Consider the following 24,603-nt stretch of genomic DNA (forward strand, 5'->3'; position numbering starts at 1 on the left):
GTCAAATCCTCACATCAAACTGGTTGCTGCCTCGTCGGTGTCACCGAAGTTACCGGTGTGACACGCGAGTTCCGAGGATTGCGGTCCCGACACGCAGGTGTGTCGCTCCGTGTCGCACTGCGGCCTCGAGATCGCCACTCATGCCGGCCGAGACCATCTCGGCCTGCGGATGGTCGGCCAGGACCCGCTCGTGCAGCCGTGCGAGCCGCTCGAAAGCGGCGTCCGGGTCAGCGTCCAGGGGAGCGACGGCCATCAGTCCACCCAGGCGAAGGGAGCTGCTCGCGATCTGGTCGGCCAGGGCCGGGACGTCCGCCGGCTCCGCTCCCCCGCGCCCCGCCCCGGCCCCAGGGTCCAGGTTGACCTGGATGAGCGCCGTCAGCTCACGCTCGGCGGCCTCGGCACCGCGCGCCAGCGCGGTGATGAGCTTGTCCCGGTCGACGGACTGGACGACATCGGCCCACCGGGCGACGGCGGTGGCCTTCTTGGACTGCAGCTGACCGATGAAGTGGGTGCGCACACCGGGCGGGGTCCCCCCTTCGGCCAGCTTGGCGGAGGCCTCCTGCTCACGGTTCTCGCCGATCTCGGTGACACCGAGGCCGGCGAGCAGGTCGAGGTCGCTGCGGGGGAAGAACTTCGTCACGACGATCAGCTGGACGTCCTCGCGGGGCCGGCCGGCACTCGTGCACGCGGCCGCGATCCTCCCTTCGACATCGGCGAGGTTGGCGGCGAGCTCCTCGCGTCGCCCGTGGTCCTGGGTCATGCCGGCCGCCCGATGACTCCGGCGAAGCGTCCGGTCTGCCCGTCGCGCCGGTAGGAGAAGTAGGCGTCGTCCTCGCGGGCGCACCCGGGGACCCACCGCACGGGCACCCCGGACCCCTGCAGCTGGTCGACGACACCGCTGGCGACGTCGATCGCGGCGGTGCCGGCCCACGTGACCGCGGCGGACACGGGAGCGACCTGCGCGGCGGCAGCACGCATCTCGACGGGCACCTCGTAGCACCGGCCGCAGACCGAGGGGCCGACCGACGCGATCAGGTGGGTGGCGCCGAGATCACGCATGGCCTCGACGAGGCGCTGGGCGACACCGGCGACCATCCCGGGTCGGCCCGCGTGGGCCACCCCGACGAGCGCACTGTCCTCGTCGTGCACGAGGACGGGCGTGCAGTCGGCGACGAGCACGCCGAGGGCGATCCCGGGGAGGTCGGTGACCATGGCGTCCCCGATGCCCACCGCGCCGGTGTCCGTCCGGGGCCCTCGCAGCAGCTCCTGCGTCACGTGGAGGACGTCGCTGCCATGGACCTGGTCGGCCCAGACCGACGTCATGCCGATCGCCTCCTCGAGGCGGGCACGGTTGGCCGCGACCGCCGCTGGGTCGTCACCCACGTGCGCCCCGAGGTTGAGGCCGGCGAAGGGGGCCGCACTCACCCCGTCGTGGCGGTCGGTGAAGGCGCGCACGAGGCCCGCGTCGTCATCTCTCCAGGCAAACACGACTGCAACCTACTCTGCCGGCTCGCCCCACCTGCCACCCGATTTCGGGGGTGACCCGAGAAACCCTCCCTTCGCAAGGGTTTGGAACTCTTGCGAAGGGAGGGTTTCTCTTGTCGAGCAGTGCGGCGTCAGCCGCGGGTCACTTCAGGAAGTCGGGAACGTCCAGGTCGTCGCCGTCGTCGAAGGTCACCTGACGCGGCGGCGCGGCCTGCTGCGGCTGACCCTGGACGGGCTGCTGCGGCTGCGCCGGAGCCTGCTGCTGAGCGGGCGCCTGCTGGACCGGAGCCTGCTGCGGCTGACCCTGGTGCGGCTGACCCTGGGCGGGGCGCTGCTGCTGGGCCGGGACCTGCTGCACGGGCACCTGCTGGGCCGGAGCCTGCTGAGCGGGCGCCTGCCGGACGGGAGCCGCCTGCTGGGCCGGCGCCTGCTGAGCCGGAGCCTGCCGACCCTGGCCACCGGACTGGACCTGGCCGAGGGCCCGGTCGTCGGGACGCTGGGTGGGTGCGCCACCGTCGAAGCCGGCCGCGATGACGGTCACGCGCACCTCGTCACCGAGGGCGTCGTCGATGACCGCACCGAAGATGATGTTGGCCTCGGGGTGGGCGGCCTCCTGCACGAGACGGGCCGCCTCGTTGATCTCGAAGAGGCCGAGGTCGCTGCCGCCCTGGATCGACAGCAGGACGCCGTGGGCGCCGTCGACACTGGCCTCGAGCAGCGGTGACGATATCGCCAGCTCGGCCGCTTGGACCGCGCGATCCTCGCCTCTCGCCGAGCCGATCCCCATGAGCGCGGACCCCGCGCCCTGCATGACGGACTTGACGTCGGCGAAGTCGAGGTTGATCAGGCCGGGCGTGGTGATCAGGTCGGTGATGCCCTGCACACCGGAGAGCAGCACCTGGTCCGCACTGCGGAAGGCGTCGAGCATGCTGACCGCGCGGTCGCTGATCGAGAGCAGCCGGTCGTTGGGGATGACGATGAGGGTGTCGACCTCGTCGCGCAGCGCAGCGATGCCGGACTCGGCCTGGTTGGCCCGACGGCGACCCTCGAAGGTGAAGGGACGCGTGACGACACCGATGGTGAGGGCACCGAGGCTCTTGGCGATCTTGGCCACGACGGGCGCACCGCCCGTACCCGTGCCACCGCCCTCGCCCGCGGTGACGAAGACCATGTCGGCCCCCTTGATGACCTCTTCGATCTCCTCGGCGTGGTCCTCGGCGGCCTTCTTGCCGACCTCGGGGTCCGCGCCGGCGCCGAGACCGCGAGTCAGCTCACGACCGACGTCGAGCTTGACGTCCGCGTCAGACATCAGGAGTGCCTGAGCGTCGGTGTTGATCGCGATGAACTCGACGCCCTTGAGGCCGACCTCGATCATCCGATTGACGGCGTTGACGCCACCGCCGCCGATGCCGACGACCTTGATAACGGCCAGATAGTTCTGGGCTGATGCCACGGGGGACTCCTGTTGCTGGTGCTCGGTGCTGTCCTGATCCCGAAACTCAAGGTGAACTTCAGGGTTACAGTTTGGTCACGCTCGGTGTGTGGCTGACGTTATGCGGCCCGGGCCGCTTGGGCAAACGCTGCACCCGCGTGTCGTCAGACTACCCCTTCGTCACCGGCGTGTCGGGGGCGGAGACGTCGATGACCTCGGGCTTCTTGGCCAGAAGTATCTTGATCACCTTGACCTTGACGTCCGGCCGTTGGGCATCGCCCCAGATGATCTGGGTCGAGCCGAGGGTGAAGCTGATCTGGTCGGCCGAGTCGACCGCGATCCCCGTGACCTTGCGCCGCAGGTCCTGCGGCATCGAGGCGAGCATCCCCTGGGCTGCGCGCACCCCGTGACCGGAGACCCGCGCCTCACCATCGGCCGACACGGTCGGCACGCCGGAAGGTGCGCTCGAGACGGTCCGAATGACCACACCCTCGAGGTCGAGCAGGCGGTATGCCCCGCCCCCGGCCCGGACGGCCAGCGCCGGAACCCTTGAGGTCACCTTGACATTGAGGGTGTGCGGCCAGCCGGAGTCGACCGAGACATGGGCAGCACCGGGCACCTCGTCCATGATCCGGCGAGACAGTGCGTCGCCGTCCACCCGGACGAGGGGCGTCCCGATCTCGTCCTCGGCGATCCGCTCCACCTGGCGTCGGTCTGCCGGGTCGGCGCCGGTGACCGCGACCTCCCGGGTGTCCAGCGCCGAGGAGAATCCGATGACCCAACCGAGTCCGAGCAGCACGGCGACGACGAGGAGACCGACGGCCCAGCGGCGCACCCGGTGCGCACGCACCTGGGCCGCGCGCTCGGCGAAGCGCTCCTCGGTCGCTTCGCGCGTGCCGCTCCCCCGGCTCACCTGCAGGCCCTCATCGCCCGAGGACCTCGAGCAGCTGCGGGCCCAGGTGCGTGATGTCACCCGCGCCCACGGTCAGGACGAGGTCGCCGGGCTGCGCGTCGCGCGCGACGCTCGCCAGTGCGGTGTCCACGTCGACGACGCGGGCCGAGCGGCCGGACGCGACGAGCGGCCCGGCGATCAGCTCGGAGCTGACGCCGTCCATCGGGTCCTCGCGGGCGCCGTAGATGTCGAGCAGCAGGACCTCGTCCGCCGGCGACAGGCCAGCGGCGAAGGCCTGGGCGAAGTCGCGTGTGCGCGAGTACAGGTGCGGCTGGAAGATGACGAAGAGTCGGTGCTCGCCGGCGATCTCCTTGGCCGTGCGCACGACCGCCTCGACCTTGCCGGGGTTGTGCGCGTAGTCGTCGACGACCGTGACCCCGCGCACCTCGCCCTTGGTCTCGAAGCGGCGTCGAGTTCCTCCGTAGGCGGCCAGGCCGTCGAGGACTGCCTGAGGCTCCACGCCGAGGCCATGGGCGGCTGCGGCGTAGGCGGCTGCGGCGTTGAGCAGGTTGTGCCGGCCCGGAACGGTGATCGCCAGCTCGCGTCGCACCTCGCCCTCGACGAGGACGGTGCGGGCGCTCGTGCCGTCGAAGGCAGGATCGACGAGGCGCACGTCGGCGTTCTCGGCGAAGCCGTAACGCACGACGCGCAGCCCCGCCGCGCTCGCCCGGACGGCCAGACGCTCAGACCCTGCGTCGTCGGCGCAGACCACGAGGAGCCCCCCGCCGACGATCGTCCCGGCGAACTCGAGGTACGCCGACTCGACGGTCTCGACGTCGCCGTAGAAGTCGAGGTGGTCGGGCTGGACATTGGTCACGACGGCGACGTCGGGCTGGTAGGCGAGGAAGGAACCATCGGACTCGTCGGCCTCCGCGATGAAGGCCGTCCCCGTCCCCAGCGCTGCATTGACGCCTTGGGTGGACAGCTCACCACCGAGCGCGAAGGACGGCGCCTCGCCGGCCTCGAGCAGGGCGACGGTGAGCATCGAGCTCGTCGTCGTCTTGCCGTTGGCACCGGCGATGGCCACGCGGGACTGCTCCCCCATCGCCGAGGCCAAGGCTTGACTGCGGTGGAGCACCCGCAGGCCGCGTGAACGCGCGGCGGCGAGCTCGGAGTTGTCCTCGCGGATGGCGGAGGAGACGACGACCGTGTCGGCACCCTCGAGGTGCACCGGGTCGTGACCGACCCAGATCGTCGCGCCGCGCTCACGCAGCCGGTCCAGCAGGGGTGAGTCCTTGGCGTCGCTGCCGCGCACCTCCACGCCGGCGTCCAGGAGCAGGCGCACGATCGCCGACATGCCCGCACCGCCAGCGGCCAGGACATGGACGACTCCGAGGTCCGCGAGCGGCACGCGGGGGGCGAGCACGTCGAAGCGCTCGTTGCGCGGCACGGGAGGCAGGGGGGCCTCAACCACGGCTGCCCCCGGACTGCCACGCCTGCGTGACCATGTCGGCGAGGGTCTCGTCGGCGTCGCGGTGGCCGACCGACGCCGCGGCGACGGACATCGTCTCCAGACGGGTGCGGTCCTGCAGCAAGGGCACGATCTCTCGCGCCACCCACGCCGGGTCGACGTCAGCATCCTCGACGAGGAGGCCTCCCCCGACCTCCACGACGTCTGCGGCGTTGAGGCGCTGCTCGCCGTTGCCGATGGGCAGCGGGACGTAGACGCCGGGCAGACCCACGGCGGTCAGCTCGCAGACGGTGTTGGCCCCGGCACGACAGACGACGGCGTCCGCCGCCGCATAGGCCAGGTCCATCCGGTCGACGTAGGGCATGACGACGTACGGGACGGACTCGTCACCACCGAGCGCGACGAAGTCCTTGCCGGCGCCGGTCGCGTGCAGCACCTGCACCCCGGCGTCACGCAGCGTGGCGACGCTCGCGGCGAAGGCGTCGTTGAGTCGCTTGGCACCGAGCGATCCACCCGTCACCAGGAGGACCGGCAGGTCGTCGCGCAGGCCCAGGCCGGCTCGCGCCGGGGCTCGCTCTGCGGCCCGGTCGAGGGCGATGATCTCGGGGCGCAGGGGCATGCCGATGACGCGCCCCCCGGCCAGCTTGGTGCCGGGGAAGGTCACGCCGATGTGGTCGGTGAAGCGGGCCCCCACCTTGTTGGCGATGCCGGCCCGAGCGTTCTGCTCGTGGATGACGATGGGCACACCGGCCTTGCGAGCGGCCAGGTAGGCGGGGGTCGACACATAACCACCGAAGCCCACGACCACCTGGGCGTCGATCTGCTCGATGGCCCGCCCGGCGGAGGCGACGGCCCGCCGCAGGTTGACCGGGAGGCGCACGAGATCGCCGGAGGGGCGGCGCGGCAGTGGCACCTTGGGGATGGTCGCGAAGTCGTACCCGCGCTCGGGGACGAGGCGGGACTCGAGCCCTTCGCCGGTGCCGAGGGCGAGGATCGCCACCTCGGGGTCACGACGGCGAAGGCAGTCGGCGAGGGCGAGCAGCGGGGAGACGTGTCCGGCGGTGCCACCCCCCGCCAGCAGGATGCGTGAGGGGCGGATGGGCGTCATCGCGTGGATGTCCTCCTGCTGGGGAACCGGGCGAGCAGGGCACGCACCCGGGAGGGTTTCGCCGCGATCATCTCAGAGCAGCCGGGCTCGGCACGAGCGAAGCTCAGCAGGACACCGACAGCGAGCATCGATGTGACGAGTGAGGACCCGCCCGAGGAGACGAAGGGCAGCGGGACGCCGATGACCGGGAGCATGCCGATCACGGCGCCGATGTTGATGATGGCCTGGATGAGCACCCAGGAACAGATACCTGCGGTGGCGATGCGCACGAAGAAGTCCTCGGTGCGCGTCACCAGCCGCAGACCCGCGAGGGCGAAGGCCGCGAACAGACCGAGGATCGCCAGGGAGCCGAGCAGGCCCAGCTCCTCGCCGATGATCGCGAAGATGAAGTCGTTGTAGGGCTCGGAGAGCCATCCCCACTTCTCCCGGCTCGCCCCGAGCCCGACACCGAGCCAGCCGCCGTCGGCGAGGGCATATCGGCCGTGGATGGACTGCCGGCAGACACCGTAGAAGGACTCCGTACCGGGTGCGCACCGGGCCGGGTCGAGCCAGACCTGGATGCGCTCCATGCGGTTGTTGCCGAGGCTGGCCGCCATGAAGCCGAGGACGGCCAGGACACCAGCGCCGAGCGCGAACCAGCGCAGCTGGATCCCGGCCGCGAAGAGCATGCCGACGACGATCGCGAGGATGACCATGGCGGTCCCGAGGTCGTGGCCGAGCATGACCAGCAGCACCATGCCCAGGGCCACCGGGGCGACGAAGGGGACGAGCGCGTGCTTGATCGAGCCGAGCAGCTCCCGCTTGCGCTCGAGGACGAGCGCGCCACCGAGGACGAGCCCGATCTTGGCGATCTCGCTCGGTTGGATCGACAGCGATCCGACACCGATCCAGTTGCGGTTGCCCTGGAAGCCGAAGCCGAGAGGAGTGAGGACCAGGCCGAGCAGGACGAAGGAGGCCGCGATCGCGGGCAGTGCGAAGCGCTTCCAGAAGAGCACGCTGCGCCGCGAGGCCCACCACAGGGCGACCCCACCGGCGAGAGCGAAGACGAACTGCTTGAGGAAGATCGTGAAGGACGAGTCGTTTTCTCTCAGGGAGACGATCATCGACGCCGACAGGACCATGACCAGACCGATGCCGACGAGCAGACCGACGACTCCGAGCAGGAGGTAGTAGGTCGTCATCGGCGACTCGAAGCGGGCCGTCCACTGCTCGATCCGGGTGCGAGCGGGCCGCGTACCGGCGCGACGACTGGTCGCTGCGCTGCTGCTCACACTCACCCCTCCTGCAGGTACCGATCCACCGCGGCAGCGAAGGCATCGCCGCGCGCCCCGTAGTTGTCGAACATGTCCATGGATGCCGCTGCCGGGGCGAGCAGCACCACGTCCCCCGGCCGCGCGAGCTCTGCCGCGTGTCGGACGACGAGATCCATCGCCCCAGTGTCCGTTGCCACGACGTCGATCACCGGGACCTCGGGGGCGTGTCGTGCCAAGGCGGCCGCGATCTGCTCCCGGTCGCGGCCGATGAGGACGGCAGCGCGTAGTCGCCTCGCGGCAGCCGCGACGAGCTCGTCGACATCGGCCCCCTTGAGCAGTCCCCCGGCGACCCACACGACGTGCTCGTAGGAGGTCAGGCTGGCCTGCGCCGCGTGGGGGTTGGTCGCCTTGGAGTCATCGATCCAGTGCACCTCGCCCTGAGTGGCGACGTGGGCGATGCGGTGCGGCTCGGGTCGCCAGGCGCGCAGCCCGTCGCGCACCGCGACGGGCGGGACGCCGTGCGCACGCGCGAGGGCGGCAGCGGCGAGGGCATTGGCGACCAGGTGCGGCGGGACGCTCGGCGCGTCGCCCTGGAGGTCGGCGAGCGTGCCGAGCTCGGCCGCGGTCGCGGCCCGGTCCTGCACGAAGGCCCGGTCGGCGAGCACGTTGTCGACCAGGCCGAGCATCGACGGTCCGGGGCTGCCGAGGGTGAAGCTGACGGCGCGGCAGCCCTCGATGACATCGGCCTCCTCGACGAGGCGGCGGGTGGCCGGGTCCTGCTCGTTGTAGACGCAGGCGATCTCGGTGTTGGCGTAGACCTTGCCCTTGGCCGCGGCGTACTCCTCTAAGGAGCCGTGCCAGTCGATGTGGTCGGCGGCGATGTTGAGGCAGGCGGCCGCTTGTGGGCGAAGGGAGTCGCTCCAGTGCAGCTGGAAGCTGCTCAGCTCGACGGCGATGACGTCATAGGGGTCGGGGTGCTGGACCAGGTCGAGCACCGGGGTGCCGACATTGCCGCCGCTGGCGGCCCGCAGCCCGGCGGCCCGCAGGATCGAGGTGAGCATCTGGACGGTGGTGGTCTTGCCGTTGGTGCCCGTGACGAGGAGCCACGGCGCCGCCCCGGTGCTGGGACGCAACCGCCACGCGAGCTCGACGTCACCCCAGATCGGGATGCCGGCCTCGGCTGCCGCTGCCAGCAGGGGCTGGTGCGGAGGCCAGCCCGGAGAGGTCACGATGAGGTCGATGTCGTCCGCGGGGACGGGCAACGCGCTCTCGGCACCGTCTCCGAGGTGCAGGTGGGCGTCGAGGACCTCGAGGATCTGGGCCCGCTGGGCCATCGGGGTCTCGGGCTCGGGCGTCTTGGCATCGACGACTCGTACGTCGGCGCCGTACTGGAGCAGGGCGTCCGCGGCGGCGTAGCCGCTCACCCCGAGCCCCGTGACGACGACGCGCAGGCCACTCCAGTCGGCCTCGCTGCTGGTCAGACCGGCCAGCCGTGCTCCGCGCGGGTGGGCACCGCTCACGGTGCTCCCACGACCCACTCGCCGTAGAAGAGCGCCAGACCGGCGCCGACGAAGAGGCCGGCGATGATCCAGAAGCGGATGACGATCGTGACCTCCTGCCACCCGAGCAGCTCGAAGTGGTGCTGGAGGGGTGCCATGCGGAAGACCCGCTTGCCGGTGGTCTTGAAGGAGGCGACCTGGATGATGACCGAGGCCGTGATGGTGACGAAGAGGCCGCCGAGGATGACGATGAGCAGCTCGGTGCGCGAGAGGATCGCCAGGCCCGCGAGGGCTCCGCCGAGGGCCAGCGAGCCGGTGTCGCCCATGAAGATCTTGGCGGGCGCGGCATTCCACCACAAGAACCCGAAGCACGCGCCGGTACCGGCCGCCGCGACGACCGCGAGGTCCAGCGGGTCCCGCACGTCGTAGCAGTTGATGCCGGGGTTGGTCTGGCAGTTCTGGTTGAACTGCCAGATCGAGATGACGACATAGGCGGCGAAGACCATGACCGATGAACCGGTCGCCAGTCCGTCGAGGCCGTCGGTGAGGTTCACGCCGTTGGAGGTGCCGGCGATCATCAGGTTGGCCCACAGGATGAAGAGGATCGTCCCCACGACCGGACCGGCGAGGGCCAGGTCGAAGGCCGTGTCACGCACGAAGGAGATGCTCGTGGAGGCGGGCCGACGCAGGGCGTCGTTGGGGAACTGCAGGGCGAGCACGGCGAAGATGATGCCGACCGCTGCCTGCCCAGCGAGCTTCTGGCCCGACCTGAGGCCGAGACTGCGCTGCTGGCTGATCTTGATGTAGTCGTCGGCGAAGCCGACGGCTCCCATACCCACCATGAGGAAGAGGACGAGCAGACCGCTCACGGTCGGTGGGTTCCACACCACGAGGTGAGCGGCCGTGTAGGCCAGCACCGTCGCGAGGATGATGACGGCACCACCCATCGTCGGCGTGCCGCGCTTGGTGTGGTGGGAGGTGGGTCCGTCGTCGCGGATGAACTGTCCGTAGCCCTGCTTGACCAGGTAGCGGATGAACATCGGCGTGCCCAAGAGGGCAAAGACGAGGGACACGACGGACGCGATGACCACTGCCTTCACGAACGGGCCTCCCTTGTGACGATGCGATCTCCGAGCCACCGTAGTCCGGCATCACGGCTCGACTTGAACACGGCGATGTCCGGCGTGGCGAGCTCGGCCGCCAGGACGGCCTCAGCGGCGTCGGTGTCCGGGACGACCCGGACGTTGACGTCGCGGGCCCCAGTCTCCCCCGCGCCGGCCGCGATCGGTGCCGCCGACTCGCCGACGACGAGGATCTCGTCGAAACCGAGCTCCGCGGCCTCGCGGCCCACCGAGGTGTGCAGCCGTGCGGAGTCGTCCCCCAGCTCGAGCATGGTGCCGAGGACTGCCCAGCGCCGCCCGGTCGTGGCCATGCCGGCGACGCTGCGCAGGGCGGCGGACATCGAGTCAGGGTTGGCGTTGTAGGCGTCGTTGACGATGACGACGCCGTCCTCGCGGCGGGTGACCTCCATCCGCCAGCGGCTCACCGGGCGGGCCGCGGCCAGGGCGGGGACGATCTGCTCGAGCGTCATGCCGGCGGCGTGGGCCGCGGCGATGACGGCCAGCGCGTTGCCGACGTGGTGGCGTCCCACGAGCGAGAGCCGTACGCGGGCACTGCCGAAGGGGGCCTGCACGGTGAAGGAGGCAGCACCCAGCTCGTCGAGCGTCACGTCGACGGCCCGCACCTGCGCCGTGTCGGACTCACCGACCAGCACGACGGTGGCCGAGGTCCGCTGCGCCATCGCGGCGACGAGCGGGTCGTCGGCGTTGAGCACCGCGACCCCGTCAGCGGGAAGGGAGGCGGGCAGCTCTCCCTTCGCCTGCGCGATGGCCTCGACGGAGCCGAACTCGCCGACGTGCGCGTGTCCGACGTTGAGCACGATGCCGATGCGCGGTGGCGCGATCCTGGTGAGGTAGTCGATGTGGCCGATCCCGCGCGCGCCCAGCTCGACGACGAGGTGGTCGGTCGTGGGGGTGATCCGGCAGACGGTGAGCGGGACGCCGACCTCGGAGTTGTACGACCCGATGGGGGCGACGGTCTCGCCGACGGTCGTCAGGACCGACCCGAGGAGGTCCTTGGTGCTCGTCTTGCCGGAGGATCCGGTGATCCCGATGACCTTCAGGTCGGGGCTCGAGTCGACGAGGTGGCGGGCGAGGGCGACGAAACCCGCCTGCTCGTCGTCGACGACCACGCACGGGAGCGCGTCGACCGGCCGGGTGGTGAGGGCCGCGACGGCTCCCCGCTCGGCTGCACCGGGGACGAAGTCGTGCCCGTCGGCGCTCTCACCGATCCGGGCGACGTACAGGCTTCCGGGGCCGGCCTCGCGTGAGTCGGTGACGACGGGGCCGTCGACGGTGATCGCCTGCGCCTGCGTGGTGCTGCAGCCGTGGAGGCGCCCGCCGGTGATACCGGCCAGTGCGCCCAAGGTCGTGGGGATCATCCGCTGATGCTCCGGCGGTCGAGGGCGGCCCGCAGGACCGCCCGGTCGTCGTGGTCGCGGATCTGTCCGCGGACCTCTTGTCCTTGCTCATGGCCCTTGCCCAGGACCGCGACGGTCGCGCCGGGCCCGGACTCGTGGGCGATCTCGACCGCACGCTCGATGGCGCTCACGCGGCCTTCGACGACCTCGAGACGGGCGCGGGAGCGGGGCCACACGCCCTCGGCGACGGCCTCGCGGATGTCCGCAGGGTCCTCGTCACGCGGGTTGTCGTCGGTGACGATGACGACGTCGGCGTGGGCCGCGGCGGAGGCACCCATGCCCGGCCGCTTGCCCGGGTCACGACTGCCGCCGGCACCGAGGACGGCGACGAGCACGCCGTTGGTCTGCGGGCGCAGAGCGGCCAGCGCGGCGCCCACGGCGTCAGGGGTGTGGGCGAAGTCGACGATCGCGCGCGGCAGGTCCTCGCGGTCGGGGTCGCTCGGGTGCACGACCTCCATCCGGCCGGGAACCTGCGGTGGTGCGAGGACGGCCTCGGCGACCTGCGCCGTCGAGATGCCGGCCTCCATGAGTGCGACGGCGGCCATCGCGGTGTTGACCCGGTTGAAGTCGCCCGGGAGAGCCGACTCGAGGTGGAGGACATGGTCCTCGCCCGTCAGGCTCAGCTGTGCCTGACGGGGGTCGCCGCCGATGATCCAATCAGCTTCGACATCCAGTCGGGAGGTGACCGTCGTGACCGGCACCGTGGTCTCCTGCGCCAGCCGCTGCCCCCACTCGTCGTCGATGCACACCACGGCCCGGCGGGAACGTTCGGGCGTGAAGAGGCTGGCCTTGGCCAGGTAGTAGTCCTCCATCGTGCCGTGGAAGTCGAGGTGGTCCTGGCTGAGGTTGGCGAAGAGGGCCACGTCGTAGACGACCTCGTCGACCCGGTGGAGGCTCAGCGCGTGGCTGGAGACCTCCATGACGCACTCGTCGACGCCGCGCTCCGCCATGGTGGCCAGCAGCGCGTGCAGGTCGGTCGCCTCCGGGGTCGTGCGCACCGAGCGGATCCGCTCGTCACCGATCCGGGTCTCGATCGTGCCGATGAGCCCCGTGGTGTGTCCCAGCGCCTCGAGGGCCGAGACCATGAGGTAGGCGGTCGTGGTCTTGCCGTTGGTCCCGGTGATGCCGAACATCGTGGGTCGCTCGTCGCCGCTGTCGTAGAGCGCTGCGGACACACGACCGAGGACCTCGCGCGGGGCCTCGCACTCGATGAGCGGCAGATCGACCCCCGACGCCCGGAGTCGAGAGACCCCGTCGGCGTTGGTCAGCACGGCCACCGCGCCGGCCGCAAGGGCCTTCTCGACGAAGTCGGCGCCGTGGGCGCGAGCCCCCGGCAGTGCCGCCCACAGGTCACCGGGGCGAAGGGTGGCGGTATCGAGGGAGATGCCGGTCACCACGGTCTCGGGGTCACCGTGGATCAGCCGGGCACCGTCCCCGATGAGCTCGGTGACGGTACGCAGGGTCAGCGGGAGAGCCCGCTCGGGGCGAGGGAAAGACACGGCGCCTGAGCCTACCCGGCGCCCGGCGAACCGTGGTCCATGAGCAGGCCCGGGGTGTCTGCGGCGGGGCGCTTGGACAGCTTGGTCTTGACCTTGGGGGCCTTCTGGTCCTGCGGCGTCGGCGGGACCTTCTCCTTCTGCAGGGCGTAGGTCATGACGTCCTTGAAGACCGGCGCCGCGACGGTACCGCCGTAATAGCCCTTGATCGGACGCTGCAGGATCACCGACACGACGAGCTGAGGGTCGTCGGCCGGGGCGAACCCGATGAAGCTCGCGGTCTTGCCGGAGTACCCGCCGACCTTGGGGTCGTAGCGGTCGGCGGTACCGGTCTTGCCCGCGACGCGGTAGCCCTCGATCTTCGCCTCCGGCGCGGTCCCCTCGTCGGAGACGACGCCCTCGAGCATGCGGGCGACCTGGTCGGCGGACTTCTTGGAGACGGTCTTGGTGCGCTTGCCGGCCGGGGCCGGGTCCCACCCGCCCTCACCGTCGCTGATCTCCTTGACGAAGGTCGGGCTGATCCGGACCCCGCCGTTGGCGATCGCCTGGAAGACATTGGTCACCTGCACGGCAGTCGTCGAGATGCCCTGACCGTAGGTGATGGTCGCGCGCTGGGAGCCGCTCCACGTCTCGGACTTGGGTAGCAGACCTGCGGACTCACCGGGGAACCCGGAGCCGCTGGTGCTCCCGAGCCCGAACTTGCGCAGGTACTCCTCCATGGTCTTGGGAGTCATCGTCTCGCCGATGAGCATCGCGCCGGTGTTGCTCGACTCCGCGAGGGCGCCGGCGACCGTGCGGTACTCGTCGGGGTGCGGGTGGGAGTCCTTCAGGACACGGTTGCCGCGCTCCATGGAGCCCGGCAGGATCATCGGCGTGCTGGGGGTGATGTTCCCCTCCTCGAGACCGGCCGCGACGGTCATGATCTTGGAGGTCGAGCCCGGCTCGAAGACATCGCTGAAGGCGAGGTTGGAGTAGACGCCCTTGCCATCGCCGAGGTTGTTGGGGTCGAAGGTCGGGTACGACGCGAGCGCCACCAGCTCACCCGTGTCGACCCGCTGGACGACGATCGTCCCGGAGAGCGCCTGGGTCTTCTTGACCTGGTTGGCCAGGGCATTTTGTGCGTACCACTGGATGTCGTTGTCGATCGTCAGACGGATGTCCTTGCCGGACGTCGCCGAGCTGACGTCGTCGGAGGCATTGGGCAGCCGGGAGCCGTCCTGGGCGATCTCGTAGGTGGCCTGCCCGGGCGTGCCCTTCAGGATGTCGTCGAACTGCAGCTCCAGACCGCCGCCGGCGGTCTGGTCCTGCGGCTGGACGAAGCCCACGAGCGAGGCCACGGTCGTCGACTGGGGGTAGGTGCGCTGCGAGCTGCGCTCGGAGTAGACGCCCGGGATGCCGAGGGCGTTGATCCGGCGCCAGGTGAGCGGCGAGATGTTCTTGGCGACGATGCGGTACCGCTGTGTCCCCGTGAGCTTCGGCTCCAGCTCGCGGGCCGACTCGCCGAGGATCGCGGCCAGGTCCTTGGCCGCGCCCTCGACCCCGACCTTGGTGCGGGTCCCGGCGACCTTCTTCTCGTACTCGGTGACCGCCGTCTGGTCGATGACGACGGTGCGTCGCTCCTGGCTCTGCGCGAGCACGGTGTTGTTGGCGTCGTAGATCGTGCCGCGGTGCGCCGGGATCGCCTCGGTCTGGGTGCGCTGGGCCAGGGCGTCCGCCGCCACGGCCTCGGAGTCGAAGCCCTGGATGCGCACGAGCTGGGCCGCGAAGAGGCTGAGGACGATGAGCGAGACGACCATCATGCCGCGCATGCGAGCCCGCGGGTTGCCGACGGCGGCCGGGCGAGCGGCCGGTCGCCGGGACGTCGGGCGCGCAGCGGGCCTGCGGGCCGAGGTGGCCTTCTTGGCGGGTGCCACCTTCTTGGCGGGTGCCGCCTTCTTCGTGGGCCGCTTCGCCGCTGCCTTCTTGACGGGCCGCTGTCCACCCGCGGGGCGGCCGGTGCCCCGGGGACGCTCGGGTCGGCGCTGGCTCAACGTACGGCCCTTTCGTGGTCGGCGTCGTGGTGGTCGGTGACGATCAGTTCTTCGCCGACGAGTTCTTCTTCGCGGTCTTGGTCGGGCTCTTGGCCTTGTCGGCCTTCTCGGCCTTGTCGGCCTTCTCGGCCTTGTCGGCCTTCTTGGTCTTGTCAGCCTTCTCGGCCTTCTCTGCCGTGCTCGGCTCGTCCGCGGTGCTCGTCGCGGCTGCTCCCACGTTAAATCCGACCGGCGCCTTGGCCACCTCCGCCACGCCGAGGACCTTGTCCTTGTCGATGTCGATGAAGGCGGCGCTGCTCGCCGGCACCATCCCGAGCTCGTCGGCGCGGACGGCCAGACGCTGGGGGGCCGCCTTGGAGTTGATCGACTGGGCGAGCGCGTCCTCGTTGTCGGCCAGGGTCGCCGAGCGCGACTCGAGCGCCGAGACCTTGAAGGAGTCCTGAGCCATCGACGTGTTGAAGCCGAGGACGGCTGCCAGCCCGGCGAGGAGCAGGGCCACGCACACGACGGGGAACCACACCGATCCGGCGCGGTCGGCGGGGGTGACCACCTGCAGCGAGGCGCGCTGCCGGCTGGCGGGCGCGCGACGGGCAACAGTGGTGGCGACGGTCGACTGGCTCATCTGTCAGGCGCCTTTCGTGCGACGGGGAGGACGGATGCGCTCGGCCCCACGCAGGTGGACCGAGGCGGAGCGGGGGTTGGTCGCGAGCTCTGACGCACCGGGGGTCAGGGCCTTGCGACTGAGCAGGCGCAGCTCGGGCGCGTGCTCGGGCAGCTCGACCGGCAGGTCGACGGGCGAGGTGGATGCGGCACCGGCGGCCAGGGCGCGCTTGGTGATCCGGTCCTCGAGGGAGTGGAAGGACAGGATCGCGATACGACCGCCGACGGSGATCCGGTCCAGGGCCACGGGGATCGCTCGGGCCCAGCCTGCAAGCTCCTCGTTGACCTCGATGCGCAGCGCTTGGAAGGTCCGCTTGGCCGGGTGCCCGCCATTGCGCTGAGAGGCCATCGGGATGGTTGCGCGCAGCAGCTCCACGAGGCGGCCGGACCGATCGAAGGGAGCGGCCTCCCGCTCCCTGACGACCGCGCGGGCGATCTTCTGCGCGAAGCGCTCCTCGCCGTACTGGGACAGCACCCGGGCGAGCTCACGCCCGTCGTAGGTGTTGAGCACCTCGGCCGCGGTCATCCCGGTCGTCGGGTCCATCCGCATGTCCAGTGGCGCGTCGTGGGCGTAGGCGAAGCCGCGCTCGGTCTCGTCGAGCTGCAGCGAGGAGACCCCGAGGTCGAAGAAGGCAGAGGTCACGGTCTCGATGCCGAGGTCGTCGAGGACCGAGCCGATCTCGTCGTTGACCGCGTGCACGAGCGTGGCCCGCTCGCCGAACCGGGCGAGCCGCTCCCCCGCGAGGCGCAGCGCCTGCGGGTCGCGGTCGATGCCGATGAGGCGCACCTGCGGGTCGGCCTCGAGGACGGCTTCTGCGTGCCCACCCATGCCGAGGGTCCCGTCGACGTGGATCGCGCCCGGCGTGGAGAGCGCGGGCGCGAGCAGGTCGAGGACCTCGGTGAGCATGACGGGGACGTGCCGGGAGGCGGCGTCGCGACCCTGCTGGGGTCGGGCGTCTGCGTCGTCCACGGGCACTCCCTTCGTCTCGGCTCGGTGGTTGTGGTGGTCGTGGTGCGGTGTCGGGGGTGATCTCCGGGTCTGTCCTGCAGCTGCCACCTGGTCCCCATCCGGGACGATCCGGCCCGGGGGAAGTCGGGTCGGCGCCGTCACGGCTGGAGGCCGGATGGCAGCTGCCTCACATGAGTCCGGGGATCACCTCCTCGGACTGGTCGGCGAAGGCCTGCTCGGTGCTGGCGAGGTAGTCGTTCCACGCAGTGGTGTCCCAGACCTCGACGCGCGAGCCGGTGCCGATGACCGTGCAGTCACGGTCCAGGCCGGCGTACTGACGCAGCGCGGCGGGCACGGTGACCCGGCCCTGCTTGTCGGGGATCTCGTCGCTGGCGCCGGAGAGGAAGACGCGCATGTAGTCACGTGCGGCCTTGCTGGAGGTGGGCGCCTCCTGGAACTTCTGCGTGACCTTGACGAACTCCTCCATCGGGAAGACGTAGAGGCAGCGCTCCTGGCCGCGGGTCATGACCAGACCGCCGGCGAGCTTGTCGCGGAACTTGGCGGGGAGGAACAGGCGGCCCTTGTCGTCGAGCTTCGGGGTGTGGGTACCGAGAAACATCGCGCCCACCTCCCCTTCGTGTCGACCCTCATGGCTCCCTGCTCTTCCTTGTTCCACCACTTTACTCCACTACTGCTCCCAAGCACACCCCAGACGGCCCTCCTGAGCGAAAAATTTGCTGGGTTTTCCCTGATAAACAAGGGGTGGTGCAAAGTGGGGCACTTTTTCACCATTCCGGGCCGAAGGGGGGTTCTCCCCCTCCTCTTGCGCCACCGTGACCGGCTGGTGACCGCATTTCCCGCGGTCCGGGGCGCTGCGCCCCTTAAGGTCGGGTGGACAGCGGAGCGAAGTGGGGCGGCGAGCTCGTCCGGATCGGAGACCTGGTGACTCTCAGCAGAGAGAGCACGCCCTCGGTGACGCCATCACCCAGCGCAGACCTCGAGGACGTCGTACGTGTCGGGGGTGCACTCGCCGACACGATGAACTCGGTCATCGAGGGCAAGCCCGATGTGGTGCTCACGGCCATCACCGCGCTTCTGGCGGAGGGGCACCTGCTCATCGAGGATGTCCCCGGCGTCGGCAAGACGATGCTCGCCAAGACCCTCGCGCGCAGCATCGACGTGTCGGTGCGCCGCGTGCAGTTCACTCCCGACCTGCTGCCGAGCGACATCACCGGCGTGAGCATCTACAACCAGGAGCGGCGCGACTTCGAGTTCCGTCCCGGGGCGGTCTTCGCCAATGTCGTCGTCGGCGACGAGATCAACCGCGCGTCACCCAAGGCGCAGTCGGCTCTCCTGGAGTGCATGGAGGAGTCGCAGGTGACGGTCGACGGCCACACCTACGAGCTGCCGCACCCCTTCATGATCATGGCGACGCAGAACCCCGTGGAGATGGAGGGCACGTACCCGCTGCCCGAGGCCCAGCGCGACCGCTTCATGGCCCGCCTGTCGATGGGCTACCCGACAGCGGCTGCCGAGGTCGCGATGCTCGACCACCACGGCGCGAGCTCCCCGATCGAGCAGCTGCGGCCCGTCACCGACGCAGCGGGCATCAGCCGACTCATCCATGCGGTGCGCACCGTCCACACCTCGCCTGCCGTGCGGCAGTACATCGTCGACATCGCGGCGATGACGCGCACCAGCTCCCTGATCCGTCTGGGGGCCTCCCCGCGAGCGACCCTGCACCTGCTGCGCGCCGGCCGCTCCCGCGCTGCCCTGGCAGGACGTGACCACGTCCTGCCCGACGACATCCAGGCCATCGCCCCCATCGTGCTCGCCCACCGGTTGCTGCTCAGCAGCGAGGCCCAGCTGGCTCGCCGCGAGCCGCTGGAGATCGTCACCGAGCTCGTGCGCCGCACCCGGGTCCCGGCTGCGAGATGAGGAGATCCCGGTGACGGCGCGAGGGCGACTCTTCCTCGGCGCCGGTGCGCTCGTCACCCTCGCCGGGCTCATCCTGGGCCTGCACGACCTGACCAAGATCGGTGTCCTGCTGCTCCTCCTCCCGGCCCTCGCGGCGACGCTCGCCCGACGCGACCTCGACCTGGAGGTCTCCCGGACGGTCGCGCCGGTCCGGGTCACGACCGACGCACACGCCGACGTCACGGTCCAGGTGCACAACTCCAGCCGCCTGCCCACACCTCTCCTGCGCGGCGAGGAGGGACTGGCCTTCGCCCTCGGCGACCGACCGCACCTGCTCATCCCGCGGCTCGATCGCGGCGAGAGCCGCCGGGTGACCTACCGAGTGCGCTCGCACGTGCGCGGGCACCACCGCATCGGCCCGCTGACGATCCGGGTCAACGACCCCTTCGGCCTGGCCACCCGGGCGGTCGACCTGCCGGGCGAGACCTCACTCGTCGTCCTGCCGCGAGTCCTCCCCCTGGGGTCGGTGCGTGGCGTCCCCGCGGGCGGCGGCGGCGAGACGTCGAGCTCACCGCGCGTCGCGCTCCACGGTGAGGAGGACGTGGGGGTTCGCGAGTACCGGGTCGGTGACGACCTGCGCCGCGTCCACTGGCGCTCGACGGCACGGACGGGCGAGATGATGGTGCGCCAGGACGAGCAGCCCACCCGCCGCCGCGCACTGGTCCTGCTCGATGACCGGGAGTCGGTGCATGCCGGGACCGGCGACGGCGGCTCCTTCGAGTGGTCGGTGACGGCCGTGGCCTCCGTGGTGACGCTGCTGCTCGGCGAGGGCTTCCAGGTCCACCTGTGTCGCGCCTCCGACGAGTCCGGGGCCGTCGTGCCCGTCGCGAGCCTCGATCACGCGCTCGACGACCTCGCCGGTGTGCAGCCGAGCGGGACGACCTCACCCCGCGGCCTGTCAGAGGCCCTCGACGAGTTCACCCAGCACGGTGGCGGCATGGTCGTCGGAGTGCTCGGCGCCCTCGACGACGAGGTCGCGGCGCTCTTCACCGCCAGCAACCGCCGCGGGATCGCGATGGTCGTCGACCGGGGTGGCTTCACCGACCGACGCTCCGTGCCAGGTCCTGCGGACGCCACGGTGCACCGGCTGACGAGTGGCGGTTGGCGCGCCGAGGTCGTGCGGCCCGGTGCCGTCCTCGCCGAGATCTGGGCCCGGGCGAGCGTCGGTGTGGGGACGCTGCGATGAGGCACGACCCCAAGATCATCGCCGGGCTGCTCGCCGCCGCCGCGACCCTGGTCGTCATGCTCCCGATGCGGGGGCTCTTCGACGCCTCTCCCTGGCTCTACCCGTCCGTCCTCGGGGTCGTCGTGGTCGCCGCCTCAGGCATGATCCTGCGATCCCTGACCCACCGGTCCGGGGTGATCATCATCGGGCAGGCACTCGTGGCCGCCGCCTATGTGCTGGTCACGCAGCTGGGCGAGACCACCCGGCTGGTGGTGCTGCCCACGCCACGGTCGGTCACGGCGCTCGTCGACCACTTCGAGCAGGCCAGGGACACGATCACGACCTACGCCGCTCCCGCTCCCGCCACTCCCGGCATCGTCGTCGCCCTCGTCATCATCGTCGTCGTCGTCGCCCTGGCCGTCGACCTGTCGAGCGTCACCGCCGGCACCCCGGCGGTGGCGGGACTCCCCCTCCTGTCGCTCTTCCTCGTCTCGGCAGCCAACTCCGGAGGATCCCTCTACGGGCTCTGGTTCGTCGTCAGCGCCGCGCTGTGGCTGGCCATGGTCGCCCACCAGTCCGACATCGACCTGCGTGGGTGGGCGACGTCCATCCCTCTCATGGCACGGGGTGACGGCGACGGGATCGCCTCGCGGTCACACCGCTGGCAAGCGGCCCGGGTGGGGGCCTTCGCTCTCGTGGCGGCCGTCGCGGTCGCGACCTTCGTCCCGCACCTGCCGCCGCGCTATGTCCTCGACGGGCTCGGCCGAGGCGGTGGCGGCGCAGGAGGCGGGGCCGGTCTGCGGCTGTCCTCCGAGCTCGACCTCAGGCGCAGCCTGGAGTCCCCCAGCGAGGTGCCCGTCCTGCGCTACACCACCGACGACCCGACACCGGGACCGCTGCGGGTCGCCGTCGTCGAGGACTTCGACGGGGGCCTGGGGCGGATGCGCTCGCGTGCCCTGGAGCCCCAGGAGGGATACTCCCCCGAAAACCCGGTGGCCAGGGTGCCGGACACGATCGGTCGCGACCTGCGCACCCTCGTCGTCGAGGACAACGGCATCGCCGCACCCCAGCTGCCCCTGCCGTGGCTGACCCGGTCGGCCGACCTGGGCGGCATCCCGTGGTCGCTGGGAGTCGATGGCACCGCGCAGGTCCAACGCACACCCGGGACCTACTCGGCGTCCTTCGTCGAGCTGGACCCGCAGGACGCAGACTTCGCCGTCCTTCCGCCGAGCAACCCGGACACCAATGTCGACAACACCGCCTACCGGGACGCCTACCTCAGTCTCGACAGCGGATCGATCGTCGAGGTCTCCCGGCTGGCCAACTCCTTGGCCGGGATCGACGCCACCCCGATCGAGATCGCCCAGGCCATCCAGGAGTACCTGCGCGGCCCCGACTTCGAGTACGACCTGGAGCTGCCCGAGAGGCCACAGGGCCGCGACCCGGTCGTCCACTTCCTGCGGACCAAGGTCGGCTACTGCCAGCAGTTCGCCGCCACCATGACGCTGCTCGCCCGCGCCCGCGGCATCCCCGCCCGGGTCGTCATCGGCTTCCTCCCCGGCTCGAGCGCCAACGGCCGCGACCGGATCGTGCGGGCCAGCGACGCTCACGCCTGGCCGGAGCTGTACTTCGAAGGAGTCGGTTGGACGCGCTTCGAGCCGACACCGGGCCAACGGGCGGCCAGCGTGCCCGGGTACTCGATCAGCATCGACGACTCCACCAGCACCGACACGACCACGAGCACCAGCGAGCCGACGAGCACCTCGAGCACGGCGCCCTCGCAGACCGACGAGACCGTCGTCGCCGACCCAGCCGCCGCAGCGCAGGCGGGCACCCCGCGATGGGTCTGGTGGCTCCTCGGCCTGGCGGGTCTGCTCGCGGTGCTCGCGATCCTGCCGGCCACCGCGTGGTTCGCCCGACGACGTGAACGGCGCACCGCCCGAGACTCTGCGGAGCGGGTCGAGCGCGAGTGGCGCGAGCTGGTCACCCAGCTCGAGGACCTGGGCATCCGGGCACCGGTGGGCGCCACGCCTCGCCAGTCGGGGCGTTGGATCGGCCACCGGATGCACCTGGAGGCACCGATGCAGGAACAGCTCGACCACGTCGTGGCCACCCTGGAGCGGGCTCGCTACGGCACGCCCGGGCAGGACCTGCCCGATGTCTCCCGCGAGGTCGACGCGCTCGTGGGCCGGGTCCGCTCCAGCCGTCAGCGGTCGGCGCAGCTGCGCTCGATCCTGTGGCCGCAGGACGGCCTCGACGTCTGGCGGTCGTGGGGGCGGGCGGTCCTCGACCGCCTCCCCGGGCGGAGGTAGAACCGCCCACGAGTCGTCCGCGCGTCGACCTCCACCCAGAGCAGTGACGACGAAGGGAGGCACCCACCATCTGGTGGGTGCCTCCCTTCGTGCCATCCGGCCGCGCTGTCTCGACCTCAGTCGAGGTAGTCGCGCAGGACCTGCGAGCGGCTCGGGTGACGCAGCTTGCTCATGGTCTTGGACTCGATCTGACGGATGCGTTCACGCGTCACGCCGTAGACCTTGCCGATCTCGTCGAGCGTCTTGGGCTGGCCGTCGGTCAGACCGAAGCGCATCGACACCACGCCGGCCTCGCGCTCGCTGAGCGTGTCGAGGACCGAGTGCAGCTGCTCCTGCAGGAGCGTGAAGCTCACGGCGTCGGCCGGCACGACCGCTTCGGAGTCCTCGATGAGGTCACCGAACTCGGAGTCACCGTCCTCGCCGAGCGGGGTGTGCAAGGAGATCGGCTCGCGACCGTACTTCTGGACCTCGACGACCTTCTCGGGCGTCATGTCCAGCTCCTTGGCCAGCTCCTCCGGGGTGGGCTCGCGGCCCAGGTCCTGGAGCATCTGCCGCTGGACGCGGGCGAGCTTGTTGATGACCTCGACCATGTGCACCGGGATGCGGATGGTGCGAGCCTGATCGGCCATGGCGCGAGTGATGGCCTGACGGATCCACCAGGTCGCGTAGGTCGAGAACTTGTAGCCCTTGGTGTAGTCGAACTTCTCGACCGCACGGATCAGGCCGAGGTTGCCCTCCTGGATGAGGTCGAGGAAGAGCATCCCGCGACCCGTGTAGCGCTTGGCCAGCGATACGACGAGGCGCAGGTTGGCCTCGAGCAGGTGGTTCTTGGCGTTCTTGCCGTCCTGGGAGATCCACCACAGCTCGCGCTTGAACTTCATGTCGATCTTCTCGCCCGCGGACAGCTTTTCCTCGGCGAAGAGGCCGGCCTCGATGCGCTTGGCCAGCTCGACCTCCTGCTCGGCGTTGAGGAGGGCGACCTTGCCGATCTGCTTCAGGTAGTCCTTGACCGGGTCAGCGGTGGCGCCGGCGGTGACGACCTGCTGGGCAGGCGCGTCGTCCTCGTCGTCGTTGCTGATGGTGAAGCCGGACTTCTCGTCCTGCTCCTCCGGCTTGTCCTTGGGCTTGGGGTCCTCGCCGAGGACCTCGTCCTCGCCGGGCGCCGGCTCTTCGGCCGTGGTCGTCGTCGGGTTCGAGGCGGCCTTCTTGGCGGCGGCCTTCTTGGCAGCCGTCTTCTTCGCGGCGGCCTTCTTCGCGGCGGGCGCGGCGGCAGCAGCAGCGGCCGACGTGGTCGCCGCCGTCTTCTTGGTCGCGGCCTTCTTGGTCGTCGCTGCGGCGGCGGCCTTCTTCGTCGGCGCGGCGGCGGCCTTCTTGGTCGTCGTCACAGCCGCCTTCTTGACGGCCGTCTTCTTCACGGCCGCCTTCTTGGCGGGGGCCTGCTTCGCCGTGGTCTTCTTGGCGGTTGACTCTGGCACCTGAACCTCGATTCCCTGGTCGTCGAGCGCCCGCAGGACGATGCGTCCGCGGCTGGGGCTGACCTGCGCCTCGCCGAATGCGGTCTGCAGCTGATCGCTGGTGATGGATCCGGTCGTGTGGCCCACTCGGACCAACTCCTGGAGCGATGGGTGCGAGAACTCCTTGGGGAGGGAGCCCTGCGCCCCTTCGGACCGTGGGGACACAGCAGTCACCAACAACCTTTCGTCACGGGAGATGTCGCCGGGCACGTGATGAGGTTGGCGTGAGAGCCTCATCCACCCGACTCGCCCGGACGCTGTGCGTTGGGCTCATCACCATTATAAAACGACATGTCGGCAAACACCGCAGCGGGCGCCCCGAAGGGCGCCCGCGATGGTCGAGATGGGGTTCAGCGCGCCTTGACGGCGAGCACGTCGCAGGGCGCATCGAGCAGCACCCGCTGGGCGTTGGAGCCCAGGATGAGCTTGCCGACGGGGGTGCGCTTGCGCAGCCCGATGATGATCAGGCTGGCGTCGGTCTCCTCGGCGACGACGATGAGGTCCTCGGCCGGCTCCTTGCCACGCACGAGTCCGCGGACCTCGCCCTCGACACCTGCCTCCTCGAGGCGGCTGCGCACCTGCTTGAGGTCATCTTCGTTCTTGCGGGCGCTGTCGCCGCTCAGACCGGCACCCCCGCGGTCGGAGTGGATGACGACGAGGTTGTCCTTCCGTAGGCGGCACTCCTCGAAGGCTCGCTCGAGCGCGGCCTCGCCTTCCTTGGTGGACACATATCCCACGACGATTGTCATCGTTGCTCCTCGGCAGTTCTACTGGTGCGGATGGACCTGCGCCAGACGCTACACCGCGGCGGCGTGACCTGT

The 24,603-nt window shown here is 70.6% G+C and carries 20 protein-coding genes; 3 read left to right on the forward strand and 17 right to left on the reverse strand.

Annotated features, from left to right (window positions below; translation table 11 throughout):
* Positions 1-49: 49 nt before the first annotated feature.
* The 15 genes from ASG73_RS05120 to mraZ form a co-directional block, all read right to left on the reverse strand.
* Positions 50-760 (reverse strand): YggS family pyridoxal phosphate-dependent enzyme, encoded by a 711-nt coding sequence (locus ASG73_RS05120; RefSeq protein WP_055991864.1) that lies wholly within the window; start codon positions 758-760, stop codon positions 50-52.
* Positions 757-1,488, reverse strand: coding sequence for a polyphenol oxidase family protein (locus ASG73_RS05125; protein ID WP_055991868.1), 732 nt, complete (start codon positions 1,486-1,488; stop codon positions 757-759). The genes ASG73_RS05120 and ASG73_RS05125 overlap by 4 nt, the downstream gene beginning before the upstream one ends.
* Positions 1,489-1,627: 139 nt before the next feature.
* Positions 1,628-2,938, reverse strand: a complete 1,311-nt coding sequence (ftsZ, locus tag ASG73_RS05130) for a cell division protein FtsZ (RefSeq protein WP_055991871.1) — start codon at positions 2,936-2,938, stop codon at positions 1,628-1,630.
* A gap of 148 nt (positions 2,939-3,086) precedes the next feature.
* The gene (locus tag ASG73_RS05135; protein WP_082567022.1) at positions 3,087-3,890 is read right to left on the reverse strand and encodes a cell division protein FtsQ/DivIB; all 804 of its coding nucleotides are present in this window, start codon (positions 3,888-3,890) and stop codon (positions 3,087-3,089) included.
* On the reverse strand, positions 3,841-5,166 hold the full coding sequence (murC, locus tag ASG73_RS05140) for a UDP-N-acetylmuramate--L-alanine ligase (RefSeq protein ID WP_235499378.1): 1,326 nt from the start codon (positions 5,164-5,166) through the stop codon (positions 3,841-3,843). The genes ASG73_RS05135 and murC overlap by 50 nt, the downstream gene beginning before the upstream one ends.
* Positions 5,167-5,275: 109 nt before the next feature.
* On the reverse strand, positions 5,276-6,388 hold the full coding sequence (murG, locus tag ASG73_RS05145) for an undecaprenyldiphospho-muramoylpentapeptide beta-N-acetylglucosaminyltransferase (RefSeq protein WP_055991880.1): 1,113 nt from the start codon (positions 6,386-6,388) through the stop codon (positions 5,276-5,278).
* Entirely contained in the window at positions 6,385-7,659 is a 1,275-nt protein-coding gene (gene ftsW / locus ASG73_RS05150; RefSeq protein ID WP_055991883.1) for a putative lipid II flippase FtsW, read from the reverse strand. The genes murG and ftsW overlap by 4 nt, the downstream gene beginning before the upstream one ends.
* 2 nt (positions 7,660-7,661) lie before the next feature.
* Positions 7,662-9,161, reverse strand: a complete 1,500-nt coding sequence (murD, locus tag ASG73_RS05155; RefSeq protein ID WP_156466144.1) for a UDP-N-acetylmuramoyl-L-alanine--D-glutamate ligase — start codon at positions 9,159-9,161, stop codon at positions 7,662-7,664.
* Positions 9,158-10,240 carry a phospho-N-acetylmuramoyl-pentapeptide-transferase gene (gene mraY, locus ASG73_RS05160; RefSeq protein ID WP_055991889.1) on the reverse strand — a complete coding sequence of 361 codons (1,083 nt, stop codon included), beginning with the start codon at positions 10,238-10,240 and terminating at the stop codon, positions 9,158-9,160. Before mraY ends, murD begins: the two co-directional genes overlap by 4 nt.
* The gene (locus ASG73_RS05165) at positions 10,237-11,640 is read right to left on the reverse strand and encodes a UDP-N-acetylmuramoyl-tripeptide--D-alanyl-D-alanine ligase (RefSeq protein WP_055991892.1); all 1,404 of its coding nucleotides are present in this window, start codon (positions 11,638-11,640) and stop codon (positions 10,237-10,239) included. The genes mraY and ASG73_RS05165 overlap by 4 nt, the downstream gene beginning before the upstream one ends.
* A complete protein-coding gene (locus ASG73_RS05170) occupies positions 11,637-13,178 on the reverse strand; it encodes a UDP-N-acetylmuramoyl-L-alanyl-D-glutamate--2,6-diaminopimelate ligase (RefSeq protein ID WP_055991895.1) in 1,542 nt (513 codons plus the stop codon). Before ASG73_RS05170 ends, ASG73_RS05165 begins: the two co-directional genes overlap by 4 nt.
* 11 nt (positions 13,179-13,189) lie before the next feature.
* Positions 13,190-15,205, reverse strand: coding sequence for a peptidoglycan D,D-transpeptidase FtsI family protein (locus ASG73_RS05175; RefSeq protein WP_235499360.1), 2,016 nt, complete (start codon positions 15,203-15,205; stop codon positions 13,190-13,192).
* Positions 15,206-15,248: 43 nt separating this feature from the next.
* Positions 15,249-15,827 (reverse strand): hypothetical protein, encoded by a 579-nt coding sequence (locus ASG73_RS05180; RefSeq protein WP_055991898.1) that lies wholly within the window; start codon positions 15,825-15,827, stop codon positions 15,249-15,251.
* Between the two features lie 3 nt (positions 15,828-15,830).
* Positions 15,831-16,835: a 16S rRNA (cytosine(1402)-N(4))-methyltransferase RsmH gene (gene rsmH / locus ASG73_RS05185; protein ID WP_055991901.1), complete on the reverse strand. Its 1,005-nt coding sequence runs from the start codon at positions 16,833-16,835 to the stop codon at positions 15,831-15,833.
* Between the two features lie 166 nt (positions 16,836-17,001).
* The gene (mraZ, locus tag ASG73_RS05190) at positions 17,002-17,433 is read right to left on the reverse strand and encodes a division/cell wall cluster transcriptional repressor MraZ (RefSeq protein ID WP_055991904.1); all 432 of its coding nucleotides are present in this window, start codon (positions 17,431-17,433) and stop codon (positions 17,002-17,004) included.
* A gap of 323 nt (positions 17,434-17,756) precedes the next feature.
* Between mraZ and ASG73_RS05195 the strand changes: the two genes are divergently transcribed.
* Genes ASG73_RS05195 through ASG73_RS05205 form a run of 3 tightly spaced genes read left to right on the forward strand, consistent with a single transcriptional unit; the run spans position 17,757 to position 22,268 of the window.
* Positions 17,757-18,752: an AAA family ATPase gene (locus ASG73_RS05195; protein WP_055992718.1), complete on the forward strand. Its 996-nt coding sequence runs from the start codon at positions 17,757-17,759 to the stop codon at positions 18,750-18,752.
* Between the two features lie 10 nt (positions 18,753-18,762).
* The gene (locus tag ASG73_RS05200) at positions 18,763-19,977 is read left to right on the forward strand and encodes a DUF58 domain-containing protein (RefSeq protein ID WP_055991907.1); all 1,215 of its coding nucleotides are present in this window, start codon (positions 18,763-18,765) and stop codon (positions 19,975-19,977) included.
* Positions 19,974-22,268, forward strand: a complete 2,295-nt coding sequence (locus ASG73_RS05205) for a transglutaminase family protein (protein ID WP_055991910.1) — start codon at positions 19,974-19,976, stop codon at positions 22,266-22,268. The genes ASG73_RS05200 and ASG73_RS05205 overlap by 4 nt, the downstream gene beginning before the upstream one ends.
* A gap of 116 nt (positions 22,269-22,384) precedes the next feature.
* Here the strand turns inward: ASG73_RS05205 and ASG73_RS05210 are convergent, their stop codons facing one another.
* Together ASG73_RS05210 and ASG73_RS05215 are read right to left on the reverse strand one after the other, a co-directional pair.
* Positions 22,385-23,956, reverse strand: coding sequence for an RNA polymerase sigma factor (locus tag ASG73_RS05210; protein ID WP_156466146.1), 1,572 nt, complete (start codon positions 23,954-23,956; stop codon positions 22,385-22,387).
* Positions 23,957-24,132: 176 nt separating this feature from the next.
* Positions 24,133-24,531, reverse strand: coding sequence for a universal stress protein (locus ASG73_RS05215; RefSeq protein ID WP_055991916.1), 399 nt, complete (start codon positions 24,529-24,531; stop codon positions 24,133-24,135).
* Positions 24,532-24,603: the final 72 nt, after the last annotated feature.

This window comes from Janibacter sp. Soil728, assembly GCF_001428305.1.
Taxonomy (GTDB): domain Bacteria; phylum Actinomycetota; class Actinomycetes; order Actinomycetales; family Dermatophilaceae; genus Janibacter.